The organism is Brevibacillus sp. HD3.3A (genome assembly GCF_013284375.2).
Classification (GTDB): domain Bacteria; phylum Bacillota; class Bacilli; order Brevibacillales; family Brevibacillaceae; genus Brevibacillus; species Brevibacillus parabrevis.
The window spans coordinates 5,160,265-5,174,155 of sequence record NZ_CP085874.1 but is presented as its reverse complement, the minus strand read 5'-3'; the positions used below and the strand labels follow the sequence as shown (position 1 = coordinate 5,174,155).

Annotated in this window: 10 protein-coding genes and 1 pseudogene; 8 read left to right on the top strand and 3 right to left on the bottom strand. The window is 55.0% G+C overall.

Annotated elements, in window-relative coordinates; translation table 11 throughout:
• Window positions 1-15 precede the first annotated feature (15 nt).
• Complete coding sequence (locus HP435_RS24200) at window positions 16-708, bottom strand: CoA transferase subunit A (protein WP_122964357.1); 693 nt, start codon at window positions 706-708, stop codon at window positions 16-18.
• A gap of 326 nt (window positions 709-1,034) precedes the next feature.
• Between HP435_RS24200 and HP435_RS24195 the strand changes: the two genes are divergently transcribed.
• The 5 genes from HP435_RS24195 to HP435_RS24175 all read left to right on the top strand — a co-directional run bounded on the left by HP435_RS24195 (window position 1,035) and on the right by HP435_RS24175 (window position 7,996).
• On the top strand, window positions 1,035-2,273 hold the full coding sequence (locus HP435_RS24195) for an efflux RND transporter periplasmic adaptor subunit (RefSeq protein ID WP_173598537.1): 1,239 nt from the start codon (window positions 1,035-1,037) through the stop codon (window positions 2,271-2,273).
• Window positions 2,266-5,523: an efflux RND transporter permease subunit gene (locus HP435_RS24190; RefSeq protein WP_173598536.1), complete on the top strand. Its 3,258-nt coding sequence runs from the start codon at window positions 2,266-2,268 to the stop codon at window positions 5,521-5,523. The genes HP435_RS24195 and HP435_RS24190 overlap by 8 nt, the downstream gene beginning before the upstream one ends.
• A gap of 245 nt (window positions 5,524-5,768) precedes the next feature.
• Window positions 5,769-6,275: a VanZ family protein gene (locus tag HP435_RS24185; protein ID WP_173598535.1), complete on the top strand. Its 507-nt coding sequence runs from the start codon at window positions 5,769-5,771 to the stop codon at window positions 6,273-6,275.
• A 60-nt stretch (window positions 6,276-6,335) separates the two neighbouring features.
• Window positions 6,336-7,454 (top strand): acetate/propionate family kinase, encoded by a 1,119-nt coding sequence (locus HP435_RS24180; protein ID WP_122964361.1) that lies wholly within the window; start codon window positions 6,336-6,338, stop codon window positions 7,452-7,454.
• 128 nt (window positions 7,455-7,582) lie between these two features.
• Window positions 7,583-7,996 (top strand): S1 RNA-binding domain-containing protein, encoded by a 414-nt coding sequence (locus HP435_RS24175; RefSeq protein WP_063230894.1) that lies wholly within the window; start codon window positions 7,583-7,585, stop codon window positions 7,994-7,996.
• A gap of 265 nt (window positions 7,997-8,261) precedes the next feature.
• Here the strand turns inward: HP435_RS24175 and HP435_RS24170 are convergent, their stop codons facing one another.
• Both HP435_RS24170 and HP435_RS24165 read right to left on the bottom strand, forming a co-directional pair.
• Window positions 8,262-9,308, bottom strand: coding sequence for an aliphatic sulfonate ABC transporter substrate-binding protein (locus HP435_RS24170; RefSeq protein WP_173598534.1), 1,047 nt, complete (start codon window positions 9,306-9,308; stop codon window positions 8,262-8,264).
• 29 nt (window positions 9,309-9,337) lie between these two features.
• Window positions 9,338-10,681: pseudogene (locus tag HP435_RS24165) on the bottom strand (LLM class flavin-dependent oxidoreductase).
• A gap of 391 nt (window positions 10,682-11,072) precedes the next feature.
• On the opposite strand from HP435_RS24165, the gene HP435_RS24160 reads away from it, so the two are divergent.
• From HP435_RS24160 to HP435_RS24150, 3 genes are read left to right on the top strand one after another with little or no spacing between them, the layout of a single operon-like run.
• Window positions 11,073-12,251, top strand: a complete 1,179-nt coding sequence (locus HP435_RS24160; RefSeq protein ID WP_173598533.1) for an LLM class flavin-dependent oxidoreductase — start codon at window positions 11,073-11,075, stop codon at window positions 12,249-12,251.
• Window positions 12,248-13,021, top strand: coding sequence for an ABC transporter ATP-binding protein (locus HP435_RS24155; protein WP_173598532.1), 774 nt, complete (start codon window positions 12,248-12,250; stop codon window positions 13,019-13,021). The genes HP435_RS24160 and HP435_RS24155 overlap by 4 nt, the downstream gene beginning before the upstream one ends.
• 15 nt (window positions 13,022-13,036) lie before the next feature.
• Window positions 13,037-13,891, top strand: a complete 855-nt coding sequence (locus tag HP435_RS24150) for an ABC transporter permease (RefSeq protein ID WP_173596678.1) — start codon at window positions 13,037-13,039, stop codon at window positions 13,889-13,891.

Below are 13,891 nucleotides of genomic sequence, written 5' to 3'. Positions count from 1 at the left end.
GATCCGATCGTCAGGTCAGGAGCGGACCGTGCGGCGCTCGATCCGTTTTTCAAACGAAGGAGCGAGAATCAGACGCTGGACGTACACGCTTGGCGTATGGATGTGATCCGGGTCCAGCTCGCCTGTTTCCACGATTTCTTCCACTTCGACAATCGTGATTTTTCCGGCGGCAGCCATCATCGGATTGAAGTTTTGCGCCGTTTTGCGGAAGACGAGATTCCCCATCTTGTCAGCTTTCCACGCTTTGATCAGCGCAAAATCGCCCGTAATCCCATGCTCAAGCAAATACTCCTTGCCGTTGAAGGAACGCGTTTCCCGTCCTTCGGCAATCGGGGTGCCGACGCCAGCCGGAGTGTAGAAAGCAGGGATGCCTGCGCCGCCAGCCCGGATGCGCTCTGCCAGCGTACCTTGCGGGGTCAGTTCTACTTCAAGCTCTCCCGAGAGGAATTGACGCTCAAATTCTTTGTTTTCCCCGACGTAGGAGGAAACCATTTTTTTGATTTGCTTTTCGCGCAGGAGCAGGCCGAGGCCCCAATCATCCACGCCGCAGTTGTTGGAGACGACAGTCAAATTTTTAACGGCCTTGTCGCGAAGCGCGATGATCAGATTTTCCGGAATGCCGACCAGCCCGAAGCCGCCTACCAGCAGTGTAGCTCCATCGTGAATATCAGCCACGATGTCCGCATAAGAAGAATAAATTTTTGCCATGACGATCACTCCCACCATGAAAAAATGTCGTTGACGCGAGAAAAAGATTTTGTAAGCGCTCACAAGCAAGTGGACAGTTGCTTGAATATTTCCGCCCTTTCATCATACAGGATACGAGTTACAAACAAGTGACGAAAGTTCGGCCGATAATAAAAAAATATAAAAAATGACAGAAAAGTGATACAACTGTTTTTATTTTCTGTAAAATATATTTTGTCAATTATTTTTCTTAATGATTGCTCAGAACCGTTGATTTTTGCCGAAGGGTCAGCAGGGGCTACGCTGCCACCAGGAGGCGCATTACGCAAGGGTGCAGGAGTGAAAGTATGAAAAAATGGATTAGCCTCTCGATCGTTGTCCTGCTTTTGACAGGCTGCGAAAAGCTGGATCAAAGAACCGGAGAACTTAAACGGATGGAAGAAGAGACTGTAATCAAGGTGAAAACGGTAAGTGCTTACACAGTGGTAGAGAACCAGGAAGCGCGAATGCTGGAGACAGCAGGCGTGGTCATGCCGAAGCAGGAGCTGGGGCTTTCGTTTGGCACCTCCGGGAAAATCGCGAGCATTCTCGTCCAGAAAGGGGCGAGCGTGAAAGCGGGCCAAACTTTGGCGACCTTGGATCAATCCAGTTTGCAAGCGGGGATTCAGGCGGCAGCCGGGCAAGTAGCCAGTGCGAATATCCGGCGCAGCAAGGCACTGTCAGGCCCGGAGAGCCACGAGATTCAGACGAGAAAGCTCCAGGTGGAAAAGGCGAAGGAGCTTGCGGCGAAGGCGGAGCGGGAGTATGCGCAAGCGACTGTTCTGTTTGCAAACGGGGCGATCGCCAAAGACGAGCTGGACAGGCTGGCTCTGGCACAGAAGCAAGCCAAGCTCAGCCTGGAGGAAGAGGAGATCGCGTACAACAAACTGATGAAGGGCGCAGACCGACTGGATGTCGAAGAGGCACAGGTCGGTGTGAGCCAGGCCAACGTTCAGCTCAGCCGCGCGAAGCAAGAGGCTGCCGATGCTGTACTGAAAGCGCCTTTTTCCGGTGTCGTCGCAGCCGTCTCGCAGCTTTCGTCCGAACAAACCGGACCGGGCAGCGAGGTTATTCGCCTCGTCGATACGAGCAGTTGGATCGTCAAGCTTCAGGTAGACAGCGAGCAGATCGGCTTGTGGCAAACCGGAGCAACGGTGCAGGTCAAATCGGCAGATGGCAGCGAGGCGGAAGGGAAAGTGACTTTTGTTTCACCTGTCATGGATCAAAATGTGGGGGCTTATCCGGTTGAAGTGACCGTCGACGGAAGCGCTGTGAACTGGAAAGGCGGCATGACCGTGACTTGCCACTACCCGGTAGCCGGAAAAAATGCGCCGATCGTTCCGGTCGCAAGCATCGGCATCTCCGATGAAGAATATTACGTAATGAAAATCAAGGAAAACACAGTGGAAAAGACGCCTGTAAAAGTAGGGGCGCTGCACGGTACGTTTTATGAAGTTCTGGAGGGACTTGAGCCGGGCGACCAAATTGTAGGGGCGGGTCTTTCCTATGTGGTGGACGGCGAGGCGGTGAAGGTGGCGGATGAATAACAAAACGTTTTTAGCCATTGCGCCTGCTCTGGCCCGCTGGAAGGCCGTGCTTCTCTGTCTGCTCGCGATTGGCGCCTTGTTCAGACTGGATGTGGCGACGTTTCCCGACAGGGGATTGCCGGAGTATACGATTCACCTGACTGCGTCAGGACTGACAGCGGATCAGGTAGAGTCATCCGTAACGCGGAAGGTAGAGGAGGCGGTACGCGCGCTGGGCAGTGCTGTGCAGATTTCCTCTGATTCTCGTGCCGGATCGGGAACGATTACGGTCAAAACGACAGAAAATCTCGGCTCTGACTACAAGGACCGCCTGGAGCAGAAGGTGTCCGAGATCATGAAGACACTGCCTGTCAAGGAATACAGCATTAGCCAGGAGAAGCTCGGAGACAATTTGGTCGGGTTTTACTTGCTTCACGGCAGCGATGTTCAGACGCTCTCCGATGTGGCGCGGTATACCGTCTATGAAAAGTTAATCCAGGCGCAGGGCATTGCTCGCGTCGAGATCGACGGTCAAGCCGTCCGGGAGCAGATCGAGATCGTTTTTCGCCCGTCGATGCTGCTGGCGTACGGTTTGACTCCTGAGGATGTGCTGGGCCAGCTTCCGCAGGATGTGATTCGCGAACAAATCGGGACGGTTGGCAAGACGGCGGATCGCACAGCTTTTACCTGGACGAGTCAGACAGAAGGGCCGCAGGGGCTGGGCAAGCAACTGATTTCTACAGGCAAAGGGTATGTGCCGCTGAAAACGCTCGCTGATATTCGCGACACAAGAGGAAGCAAAGGCGAGGAGATAAGCGTTTATCAAGGTTCTCCGGCAGTCGGCATATCGGTTTACGCTTCGGAAGTGGGGCAAGTTCCTGCCATCCGGCAAGAGACTGCGAAGATGATGGCGGAGCTGAATACCGATGCAGGCGGCAAATACGAGCTGACACTGTTCGACGATCGGGCGCAGCCGATCTCTGCGGCGGTTGCTCAGCTGACATTGCTTGTCGGCGTGGCGGCTGTTCTCATCGCGCTTTATCTGCTCGCTTCCTTGAAAAGGATCGGCCCTGCCGCCTTGTCGCTTTTGGCTGTATTCATGGCAAGCGGAACCGTTTTGGGGGCGCTGTGGCTCTTTGGAATGAAGTTTACCTTTTCCGCGTTGGGGCCGCTGCTTGTGTTTGTGCTTGTTTACCTCGTCGCAGGCGCGACTTTCTTTTCCCGCCTGGACAGGCTTGGCGCCTATTCGCTCCCGGGAAGCCTGAAAACAGCCTGGACGGTCGTGAAGCCGCTGCTGCTCGCGCTCGTGGTGATGGCAGCGGCCTGGTTCACCATCGTCATGACAGACATGCTCAAAGCGGAGGATAAAGCCGTCCTGTTTGACGCCTGGCCTGTCATCGCTCTCGGCGCAGCGAGCTTTGCCCTGGTGTATGGCTGGATCATCCCGGTACTGACAGCGACATGGCTGGCGGAACCGGAGCCAGCTGACGCAGGAGAGAACATCCCTCGAACGCCGGGAAAAGTGACGCGTGCTCTGACGGTCCGCTGGGAGAAAATGGTGCAGCAAGGCTACTTGCCGTTTGGACTCACACTCGTCGCATCTGTAGTTTTTGTTTTGCTTTTGCAATCGTTTGTGCTAGTCGATCCTTTTGCCCAAGTAGCGCCAAAAGAGAAGACACTGTCGCTGCCGATGGTTCAGGAAAGCAACATCGACGATGCCATCAAAGCGGCGAAAAGTGCGGAGGAACGGCTGCGCCAACTGCCGGAAGTAGCTGATCTGTATACGGATGCCTCCCGCGAGCGCTTGACCATGCATGTCAAGCTGACAGACAAATCCAAGTGGACTCGCTCCGTATACGATCTGGAAAAGGAGCTGGACAAGCAGCTCCGCGACATTCCGCAGACAGACCCGTTCGCGCTCGTCGTCAACAGCGAGCAAAAGACGCGCCTGGAGTTCACGGTCAAGGGACCTTCCATGGAGACGACGCAGCATATTGCCAAAGAAATTCTCGTTTACTTGCAAAAAATGAGCTGGCGGGACAGAGACAATCGGGAAATCGTCACAGATGAGCGGATCGGTCCGGCGCAAAATACCGCGTTTATCGATATTCGCCCGAAACCGGACATGCTGGCGCGCTATCGTGTGAGTGAGGAAGAAATCAAACGCCAGCTGCAAAGCTATCTCGGCGAAAAACAGGCGGGCAGCATTTTCGTCAACGACCGCAATATTTCAGTCATTGCCCGCTTTCCCGACAAGTGGATGGACCATTCCGAACAAGTCAGACATATTTTGATTCGCACGCAGCAAGGGGCGGTTCGCCTGTCTGATCTGGTCGACTGGTCGAGCGGGGAGCAGCCGCAGGTTTATCAGCGGGAGGACGGCATGTACGTGTTCAAGGTCAGCAGCGCCATCGCAGATGCAAGATGGATTGACAGCATGGCGTACAATTTGCCGCTGGCCATGCAAGAAAAAATCACGGTTCCAAAAGGCTACACCATACTGAACGAGGATGAGCTGAAGAAACTGCGTGAAGAGCAGTCCGATGACAAAGACTGGAGCGGACGTCTGATCGTCATGCTCGCCATGGTCGCGCTTGTGCTCTTGACCAGCCTTCTGGTGCAACGACGGGCGCGGGATGGCTGGTTTGCTCTCCTCTTGCTGCCTGTGTTGTCGGGCGGCGTCACGCTGGGACTGCTTTTGCTGGATCATCCGATGAATTTGATGGGCTTTTACGGAGTGGCTGCCGCTTGCGCTGTGCTTCTCTCGCTGGCCTTGGTTCAGCTCGATGACATGTTTGCAGCAAGCAGCGAGCAGTCGAGTATTTGGAACGGAGTGCGCAGCGGCATGCAGCGCTCGTGGGCCACATCCGCAGCGATAGCGATCGCCATCGTGCTGGCAAGCTTGCCGATTGCCGCAGGCTCGCTCGCGGATGGGCAAACATTCGTATCGTTCGCCAGTGCCTTGTTGTTCGGGACAGTGTTCGCGCTGTTTGCCACTCTTGTGCTTGTGCCTGGCATGCAGCATGCGGCTGAATGGCGAGAGGCCGCCCAGTCGGATGTGTCGATTCCCGTCCTGGTGCGCCGCATTCGGGACTGGCAGGAAAATGAGCGGATTCGCCGCAGTGACGCACGAGCGCGGAAAAAGAGACAGCAGCAACTGGCGCAAGAAATGCGCAAGGAAGCGCAGGATGGTTCCGCAAACAAGAAAAGAGAGTTGGCAAAAGAGGACTTCTTGCCGTTGCCAACGGGAACAGACGACGTCAAGCCGTAACGGCTGGCGTCTTTTTTTGCTGTGAAAACAGCTCAGCGGCATTCGTAAAGCAGCTGCGTCTGCTTGCGGTCAACGCTTTTGCTACCGAAGAGAGGGAAAGCCGCCGCGACCGCCTGCGCCCACCACTTTTGCTCCCGAAAAGAGGAAAAACCGCCGCGACGGTTTTGTTCACAGGCTCGGCAAGGACTTTTCGGGAAATCTCGGGTAAGATGAGAAGAGAACCGAGTGTAGGAGGGAAACCTGGCTTGCGCCGATTGAAAAAGCTTTTGGATTATCTGCTGTTGGCTGCGATTTTGGTGGGACTGTTCCTGTCGTCCTCCCAGCCATACTACAAACAAGATTTGCGGGGTACGATATCCAAGGTAGTCGATGAACAAAGCTGGAATGAGCGGATGGAAGGGGTATCCGTTCCGTATGCCGGCAAGGAAATCAGCGCCGAGAACAAGGGAGCGGCGGGCTTTATCGAGTTTTTTATTCGCAAGGGAACGCATTTTACCGTGTTCGCGCTGTTGGCTTTCAGCTTCTATCGCGTTTTTTCCCACCGTCTTTCGTTTGCGGTCGCCCTGCCATGGAGCGCCTTTTGCAGCCTGCTTGTGGCTGTTCTGGACGAGTGGCATCAGACTTTTACCCCGGATCGGACAGGTATGGTGAATGACGTCTTGCTGGATTTAGCCGGATCTGTCACGATGTTGTTGATAATTCTTCTCAATTACATGTATTCACGAAGAACATATCATTATAAAATGAAGTGAGCGGCAGCCATCCTGACCGGGGCAGCTGCTTATTGAACGATTAGGGAGTGGATGAGATTCGTGTCAGACAAAAAGAACGTGCTCGTACTGAACTGCGGCAGCTCCTCGGTTAAGTACAAGCTTTACTCCATGCCGGGCAAAGAACTGATTGCCCAGGATTACTTGCAGCAAATCCAACGCGACGAATACGAGGATGCGATTCGCAGCGTGTTTGAAACATTAAAGCAACATCAAATTGATATTATCTCCCACCGGGTCGTGCACGGCGGAGAAGCATTTAAACAGTCTGTCGTCGTGGACGATCGCGTGAAAGCGGAGATTCGCAGCCTGTCCCGCTTTGCACCGTTGCACAATCCGATCAACCTGCTCGGGATCGAAGTCGCCCAAAGCATCTATCCCGACGTGAAACACGTAGCTGTTTTCGATACAGCGTTCCACCAGACCATGCCTCCATCCTCCTATCTATACGCGCTGCCATACGAGTATTACGAGCATTACGGAATCCGCAAGTACGGCTTCCACGGCACGTCTCACCGCTATGTCATGAGCCGCGCCGAAGAGATGTTGAACCGTCCGAAAGAACAGCTGCGGCTGATCAGTTGCCACATCGGCAGCGGGGTCAGCATTACCGCGATTCGCTACGGAGAATCGTTTGATACGTCGATGGGAATGACGCCTTTGGCGGGACTGTCCATGGGAACCCGCAGCGGCAACATCGATCCGGGGATCATTCCGTATATTGAAGAAATCGAAAAAACGGATACAGCCGGGGCGATTACGATTTTGAACAACAAGAGCGGACTGATGGGCGTATCCGGTGTGTCCAACGATTTGCGCGACGTTATGGAAAAGGCAGAAGCGGGACATTATCGCAGCCAGCTTGCCCTGGAATTGTTCACAACGATTTTGCATAAACATATTGGGCTGTATTTGGCGCGACTGAATGGCGTAGACGGGATTATTTTTACAGCAGGTGTTGGAGAAAATAGTTCTACCGTACGCGAAATGGTTTGCACCGGACTGGAATTTGCCGGGGTCAATCTGGATCGCGAAGCCAATCGCAGCAGCAAAGGTGAAGCATTTATCAGTACGGAATATTCTCCGGTCAAAGTCATGGTAATTCCTACCAACGAAGAGCTTGTAATGGCTACAGACGCGTACCAGCTGTCTTTTCACTAGCATGAAGTGCGTCATCTAGAAAGAATAGGCTTTTCAGTATTGGAATTTCTCTGCTATACTAGGAGAATGAGGCTTCTGGTTTGAGGTTCTCACCATTTTTCTGAAATAATAAAAGGAGTGCAAACTGGATGGCAGTACAAGTGGGAAGCATCATCGAAGGAAAAGTGACAGCGATTAAACCGTTTGGGATGTTCGTAGCAGTCAGCGAAACCGAGCAGGGGCTGGTCCACATTTCCCAAGTAGCAAACGGTTTTGTAAAAGATATCAATGATCACTTTACCGTGGGGGCACAAGTAAAGGTAAAAGTTCTCTCCATTGATGATGCAGGTAAAATCTCGCTTTCGGTTCGCGCCGCACTCCCAGCGCCTGAGCGTCCGGAGCGTGAAGAGCGCCGTGGTGGTGGATATCGTGGAGGCGATCGCGGAGGAAATGCAAAACGCGACAACGCAGCTTCCTTCGAGGACAAATTGAAAAAATGGTTGAAGCACAGCGAAGAGAACCTTGCGACTATCAACAAAAAGAACGCAAAACGTGGCTACTAAGCCTTGTGATAACAGAAAAAGGACGGGACATCCCGTCCTTTTTTTTTACGAGGTTGACACTAAAGCAAAAAGACAGGGAGCTTCCCTGTCTTTTTTGCGCATTTTTGAACGAACAAATTGCGAGAGATTCATCTTATGCGCATCACCACGCTCGATGACGAAGTGCCTCCGTCTCATCTCCCTTCCCGCTGAAAATCCCTAAAGTCATTTTGCATCGTAACGTGTTTGGAACTCCAATCTCGCCTAGCATTGCACGGCAGCAGGGTTAGTTCCCGACTTCCTTCAACGCCTGCTCGACGAATTTGCTCTCCAATACTTGGGAAGTGTCGAGCTTCTTTTTGATCGCGCCCACGGAGAAGAGAAAATCGGCCTGCTCCTGATGCGCTTTGGCAAATTCCGGCGTGATCGGGGAGAGGATGGGACTTGAATTTTGCAAAACCTTGCTGATGATCTCCCGCTCCAGCTTCTTGGTTTTGACAAATTCGTCCGTTACTTCGTCGAGGTGGCTGACGTAGTAGCGGCGCACTTCTTCGTACGTTTTGAGAAACAGGACCGTCAGCTCGGGGTGGTCTGCGGTAAAGCCAGTGCGCGCGATCAAAAATCCGGGAGCGAAAATGTTCAGATCGTCGCCTGTCACGAGCGTCTTGGCCTGCGTCTGCACGACAGCGGTCGTCACGTAAGGCTCCCAAGTCGACCACGCATCGATAGCTCCGGTGTCAAGGGCGGGTCGCGCTTCATCCGGCTGAAGGTGAATGATTTCCACGTCCTTGTCGTTCAGCCCGGCCCGATTCAGCACCATGTACAGGAAGTTGTAGGCGCTGCTGCCTTTGGCGACGGCGATCTTCTTGCCCTTGAGCTGTTTAATGTCGGCGATCGGGCTGCCTTTCGGAATGACGATCGCGTTGTTGCGCTTGCCGTCGCTCGTTACGGCGATCGCTTTGAAATCGACACCTCCGGTTTGTGCAGAGACGACCGGAGTGCCGCCTGTCGCGCCGAAGTCGAGCCGCCCGGAGGCAATCGCTTCGAAATGGGGAGGACCGCTGGCAAATTCATGCCACTTTACTTCGGCTCCGGCTTGGGCAAAAGCTTTTTCAAAAATGCCCTTGTCCCTGGCGTAGGAGAAAATCCCGGTGCTGCCTTGAATGCCGATGTTTACGACGACTTTTTCTTTTGCCTCTGCACTGGCGGCAACGGTCTGCTGTTGCTCGGGTGCTGCTGCTTTGCCGCAAGCGCTGAGCAACAGCAGGGACAGGACGACGATCAGACGAAGCCAGCCGATTGTTTTCGGGGAAGACTGCATATGTTTGTTCATCCTTTCTTTTCTGTAGGTCTATGGGTGTCCTAATGGACTTGTGGCGCACTGGCAAACTGGTTGGCTGGAACATCCAGCCCGTAATGCTCGCGCAAGGTGTGCCCGGTGTACTCTGTGCGGAACAGCCCCCTTTGTTGCAGCTTCGGCACGACCTGGTCGATGAAGTCCTCCAGCCCTCCGTTCGTCAACTGCGGCATGATGTTGAAGCCGTCTGCCGCGCCTTGGGTAAACCACGCCTCCAACTCGTCCGCCACTTGCTCGGCAGTGCCTGCGATCGTCCGATGGCCGCGACCTCCGGCGAGACGAAGCAGCAGTTGGCGAAGCGTCAAGTTTTCCCGCTCGGCCAAGTCCCGGATCAGCTGGGCGCGGCTCTGATGCCCGGCGATTTGTTCCGTTGCGGGAAGCTCGGGCAGCGGGCCGTCCAATGGGTAGGAGGACAGATCGTAGCCGATGCGATTGGATAGTTGCAGCAGGCTGTAGGCGGGATGCGTCAACTCGTGCAACTGCGCCTCTTTTTCTTTTGCCTCTGCCTCGCTCTCGCCGATGATCGGGCAAATGCCAGGCAGGATGACGACTTGTTCAGGGGAGCGTCCGTAGCGGGCGACGCGCGATTTGACGTCCGCGTAAAACGCCTGGGCGTCCGCCAGCGATTGCTGTGCGGTGAAAATGGCTTCGGCATACCGGGCGGCGAAATCTTTTCCGTCCTAGGAAGATCCGGCCTGGACGAGCAGTGGCCGTCCCTGGGGAGAGCGCGGCAAGTTCAGCGGGCCGCGCACGGCAAAATGCTTGCCTTTGTGGTTGAACTCGTGCACCTTGCTGTTGTCTGCGTAAATGCCCGAGGCTTTGTCCTGGATTAGCGCGTCGGCCTCCCAGCTGTCCCACAGCTTGAGAGTGACATCGAGAAATTCTGCCGCCCGTTCGTAGCGAAGGTGATGCTCGGGGATTCGCTCGCAGTTGAAATTTTGCGCCTCGCCATCTGTTCCGGACGTGATGATGTTCCAGCCCGCCCGGCCTTTGCTGAGATGGTCGAGGGAAGCAAAGCGGCGGGCGAGGTTGAACGGTTCGTTGAAGCTGGTGGAGACCGTAGCGATCAACCCGATCCGGCTGGTCACGACGGCGAGAGCGGACAGGAGGGTGAGCGGTTCCAGTCCGCTGATCGCCCCGTACTTGACAGCTTTGCGCGAGGTGGCGTAGCGGTCGGCCAAAAAGAGGGAATCCAGCTTGGCTTGCTCCGCTTTTTGCGCCAGCCGCTGAAAGTGGGAAAAGTCGATGATATCCTCCACGCGCGAGGAAGGATGGCGCCATGCCGCCTCATGATGACCCAAGCTCGACAAAAACAAGTTCAGGTGGAGCGTGCGTTTTTGATTGCCCATGTGTATCACCTCATAGAAAAATTGGGAGTGCAGGACGCACAAAAGGCCTCGTCCCAAACAGCAGTCGTTCGCTGTTGGAAGGAGACCTCCAGTGGTCTGGTCGGTAAAAGGATAATTCCGAGTTGCAAAGTATGAAATGGATGATAGCAACAAATGGGAGAAGAGTCAATCCCAATATGCAATATAGTAAGAATAGCCGGAATAGCGGAGCAAATTTCTTGTTGACCCTATTGACAGCCGCTGGAAGCCGATGATACGATTGCGCACAATACCGACTAATCAAGTGTGAATTATTGGGTTTTGCCAACCAGAAAACTGGAGGCACAGTTGCGGAGATGACCGCGGCTGTGCCTTCTTTTTCATTCCAAATCAATTCAAAGGAGTGGAGCAGATGGGGAAATCAAAGCAACAAGCCGAATTTGGCTGGTTTATTCCAACGACGGGAGACGGCAAGTATATCGGCGTCGAGCCGGAGCGCGAGTCGACTGCTGACTACATGGTTCAGGTGGCGCAAACAGCCGAGCGGGCAGGCTTTACTTTTGCCTTGATTCCGACTGGCGGAGCTTGCATCGATTCATGGATCGTCGGGGCTACGATCGCTGCCAATACACAGGTGCTCAAGCCGCTGGTCGCTATGCGTCCCGGGCTGATCGCCCCTGTGTTGGCTGCGCGGATGGCTGCTTCGCTCGATCAGGTGTCGGGCGGCAGGGCACTGATTAATGTCGTGACAGGCGGCAGCCCGCCAGATTTGCTCGCCACGGGTGACCCGCTCGCCCACGATCACGACGGCCGCTATGAGCGCACGCGGGAGTTTCTGGAGATTGTCAAAAGCGTCTGGACAAATTCGCACGCCCAGCCGGAGCGGTTTTTGGCCAGCAACCAGACCGCTCAGCAGGGAGCGCAGCCGCTTCACTATTCCGGTCGCTTTTATGAGATCAAGGGAGGGGCGAGCTTGCCTGCTCCCGTGCAGCAGCCGCACCCGCCGCTCTACTACGGGGGAAGCTCGCCCACAGGCAAACGGGTTGCGGTTCAGACAGCCGATGTCTACTTGATGTGGGCGGAACCGCTGGAGTGGATTCGCCAGCAGATTGCCGAGGTGGAGGAGCTGAAGCGAGAGCTTGGCCGCGACCGCGAGCTGCGCTACGGACTTCGCGCCCAGGTGCTGGTGCGCAAGACGGAGGAAGAGGCGTGGAAAGAAGCGTGGGAAATCATCAGCAAGGTAGATCCGCAGGCGCTCCAGCAGTCCGGCCAGCGGTTCAGCCACACGGATGCCATCGGTCAAAAACGGCAAAATGAGCTGCGGGAAGGCTCCAAAAAAGACAACTACGTGATTGGTCCCAATCTGTGGTCTGGCCTGTCGACCGTGCGCGGCGGCGGTGCCGTCCTGCTGGTAGGTACCCCTGAGCAAGTGTCCGACCGCATTTTGGAATACATCGATCTGGGCATCTCGTCTTTTATTTTGTCCGGGTACCCCCATCTGGAGGAAGCGGCGATTACTGGCGAGCTGTTGCTGCCTGTCGTCAAACAGAAGCTGGAGCAACGACAGCAGGCAAAAGGAGTCGGCGTATGACAGCGCTGCTAGAGATCACTCGACTCGACAAGACATTTGAGACGTCCAAAGGAGCGACGCAGGCGCTCCGCGACATTCGGCTGACTGTAAAGGAAGGCGAGTTCCTCACCGTCATCGGGCCGAGCGGCTGCGGGAAGAGCACACTGCTGAAAATCGTCGCGGGACTGGACACGGAATACGCCGGGAGCGTCCAGCTTGCCGGACAGCCAGTGAGCGGTCCCGGTATCGACAAAGGCTTCATTTTTCAGGAGCCGCGGCTTTTTCCCTGGCTGACAGTGGAAAAAAACATCGCCGCCAACCTGTCGCTCAAAAATCCGGCGATTCGCGAGCGCGTAGATGAGCTGATCCAGCTCGTCCGGCTCGGAGGATTTGCCAAGTCGTATCCGCGCGAGCTGTCTGGCGGCATGGCGCAGCGGGTGGCGATCGCCCGTGCGCTCTTGCGCAATCCCCGGGTGCTTTTGCTGGACGAACCGTTCGGAGCGCTGGATGCCTTTACCCGCTCACACATGCAGGAAGTCCTGCTCGACATTTGGCAGGAAAACAAGACGACGATGATCTTCGCGACACACGATATCGACGAAGCGATCTACTTGGCCAACCGGGTCGTGATCATGAACGCACACCCGGGCTCCATCAAGCGCATCGTTCCTGTCGATCTGCCTTTTCCCCGGAAAAAGGCAAACCGTTCCTTTCAGGAGCTGCGCCATCTCGTCTTGAACGAGTTCGAAAAGGTAGACGAACTGGAATTGGTCGATAGCTCAGGGATTTGACGGAGGTGAAAGAAAATGAGCAATCAAGCAGAGGGAATCTCGGTCGCCGCGACTGCTTCGGCCAAACCCGTCCTGCCGACGAAAGCAAAAGCCAGGGCGGGCAACAGCACCAAACTGGCGATCTGGTTAAAAGGCTTGATCCTGCCCGTCGTTGTCCTGATCGTCTGGCAGACGGCAGGCGAATTGGGAATGGTGTCGGCGACTATGCTGCCGACGCCGCTGCAAATTTTGACTGCGGCGGGCGAGCTTTTGGCGAGCGGGGAGCTGCTTGGACATTTGCAAATCAGCATCATGCGGGCGGCGACAGGCTTTTTGCTCGGCGGAGCGATCGGACTGCTGGCAGGACTGGCGGTAGGCTTTTCCAATCGGGTGGAGCATTCGCTCGATCCATCGGTGCAAATGCTCAGGACGATTCCGCATCTGGCGGTGATTCCGCTGTTTATTTTGTGGTTTGGCTTCGGCGAGCTGTCCAAGGTGCTATTGATTGCCAAAGGAGCATTTTTTCCGCTCTACGTAAATACATTTCTCGGGATACGCAGTGTTGACGCCAAGCTGTTTGACGTCGCCCGAGTGTTGCAGTTCAGCCGCTGGAAGCAAATTACCAAGCTGATTATCCCGGCAGCGCTGCCGAATATTTTGCTCGGTGTCCGGCTGTCTCTGGGTGCTGCCTGGCTGGGACTGGTCGTGGCAGAATTGATGGGTTCGAGCGAAGGGGTCGGCTACTTGATTATGGATGCGCGCCAATTTTCACAAACGTCCATTGTGTTTGTAGGAATCGTGATCTTTGCGCTGGTCGGCAAGGCGACGGATTCGCTGGTGCGCTACCTGGAGAAAAAATGGCTCAAATGGCGGGATCATTACAGCGGGTAA